This is a genomic window from Bradyrhizobium sp. Leo170 (assembly GCF_004296405.1).
Lineage (GTDB): Bacteria > Pseudomonadota > Alphaproteobacteria > Rhizobiales > Xanthobacteraceae > Bradyrhizobium.
Genome location: NZ_PSRR01000694.1, coordinates 1 through 1,557, shown reverse-complemented (window position 1 = coordinate 1,557; position 1,557 = coordinate 1). Strand labels below are relative to the sequence as shown.

Annotated in this window: 1 pseudogene; it reads right to left on the bottom strand. The window is 62.5% G+C overall.

Going from position 1 to position 1,557, the window contains the following annotated elements:
* Positions 1–1,039, bottom strand: a pseudogene (locus tag CWO89_RS44060) (IS630 family transposase); the annotation flags it as partial.
* Positions 1,040–1,557 lie beyond the last annotated feature (518 nt).

Here is a 1,557-nt window from a genome sequence, read left to right as displayed (position 1 = left end):
AGTTGATAGCGGCGCGAGTTTTGTTTCGCTGCCGCTCCCATGCTGCGACCTCGCTTCTAAGGCGTCGATCCGGCGGCCGAGACACTGCCCTTGGAGCACGCCGATCTCGATCTCGACCATATTGAGCCAACTGGCGTGTTTCGGGGTGTAGCGGAACTCGAGGCGGCGCAGGATGCGGCGGGCCTCGGCGGGCGCAAGGCTTGGTAGAGGGCGCCGGGGGCATGGATCGACAGATTGTCTTGCACGAACCGGATGCAGGCGGCCTTGGGGTAATGGAAATCGACGAGTTCGCGCATGCAGTGAGCATAATCCACGGCGGTGCGCCGTTCGGTGACTTTGACCTTGCGCCAGACCCGATGCGGATTGAAGGCGACGAAGAGATTGACGGTGCCGTTGCGGTGGTACTCGTAATCGTAACGCTCGCGCTTTCCCGGCTCGGGTAGAATCGGCTGGCGCACTTCGCCGATGAGCTGAACGGCGGTTTCGTCGAAGCAGACCAGCGGCCGCTCGAGATCAGGCACTTCAGCGTAGAGATCGAGCACATCTTCCATGCGGGCGACGTATTCGCCATCGACATGGGGAATGCACTACATGTCCCTGCGCCACGGCTTGAGGTCATTATCGGCCAGTCGGCGGCGCACGGTCTCGCCTGACAGGCTGTCATGATCGGTGAGCTTGACCATCACGTCCGCCAGCAGCGCCAGCGTCCAGCGCCTTCGGCCGGCGGGCGGCTTGGCGCATGCGGTCGCCACCAGCAGGGCTTCCTCCTTGCCGGTCAGCTTGCGCTCCGCACCGGGACGCGGCTCCTCACTCAAGACCCGATCGAGATTGCTTTCCACGAAGCGGCGTTTGGTCCGATAGACGGTGGAGGCGCTTATCTGACGGTCCGGGCAATCTCCTCGTCGCGGCTGCCGATGTCGGCCGCCAGCAAAATCTGAGCCCGCTTGAGTTTGCGAGCGGCATGCTTGCCGCCGCTCAGCATCGCCGTCAGTTCCTCTCGCTCGCCTTGGCTCAATTCGATCCGGTACCGTACATTTATCATTCGCCTCCCTATTGGAGGCTCCGGACGAATCGATCCATGAGTCAAAAATCAGGCGTACGCCCTACCAAGAAGCAGGGCCATGATCTGGCTTTCATCTATACCTACTCGCACGTGCTCGGACGGCCATGCATCGCGTTTCGGCATTGCGAAGCCTCGGTGTGCACGTGGCAGCGGTTTCACGCGAGCTCCAGGAACGCCTCGTCCCCATGGCCGAGGGACTCGCCGATCCCACAAACCGCGCCTTGGCCTTGCGGAGCGTCGGGGCAGCCGTGGCGGAGCTTCCCCGCGAGCTCCAGCGGCGTCTGGCTGTCCTCGCCGAGAGTCTTCCTCAGCCTGCGGATCGGGCTCGGGCCTTTGCAGCATTGGGCTCGTAGGAGGTACGGGACGATTTGCAGGTCTGCCTCAACGGCCTCTGTCAAACGGCGCGACTGCTTCCAGTCAAGCCTCTGCCGCCAAAATCGAGTCGATCTTAGTCGGCCAGCACTCCAAACATAAAATGGCCTGCGTCTCACCTG